Raw genomic sequence first — 466 nt, 5'->3', positions numbered from 1 at the left:
GATCGCGGACAGCGCGCTCCAGTCGCTGGAGACGGGCGAACTGGAGTACATGGCCCGCCAGCTGGCGGAGATAATCGAGGAGGGGGGCGACGGGATGGCGATCCTCACCCACGACAACCCGGAGCCGGACTCGATCGCGTCCGCGACCGCGCTCCAGGCGATCGCCGAGGCGTTCGGGGTCGACGCCGACATCGTCTACTCCGGCGACGTCGGCCACCAGGAGAACCGCGCGTTCGTCAACCTCCTCGGAATCGACCTGCTCGCCCGCGACGAGGCACCAGAGCTGTCCGAGTACGGCACCGTGGCCGCCGTCGACCTCGCGAAGTCGGCGGAAGAGGGGTTCGACTTCGACGTCGGGATAGACATCTACATCGACCACCTGGAGTCCGAGGTGCCGTTCGACGCGCGGTTCGTCGACGTGCGGACCAACGTCTCGTCGACGTCGACGATCCTCACGAAGTACCTC

The 466-nt window shown here is 67.2% G+C and carries 1 protein-coding gene; it reads left to right on the top strand.

All coding sequences use genetic code 11. The features are described 5' to 3' along the window. A partial coding sequence (locus EXE51_RS17425; RefSeq protein ID WP_199234080.1) for a bifunctional oligoribonuclease/PAP phosphatase NrnA occupies nucleotides 1-466 on the top strand: 466 nt, incomplete at both ends.

The sequence above is a fragment of the Halorubrum sp. CGM5_25_10-8B genome, assembly GCF_005435095.1.
GTDB lineage: Archaea > Halobacteriota > Halobacteria > Halobacteriales > Haloferacaceae > Halorubrum > Halorubrum ezzemoulense.
This window is presented reverse-complemented; position numbering and strand designations above follow the sequence as displayed.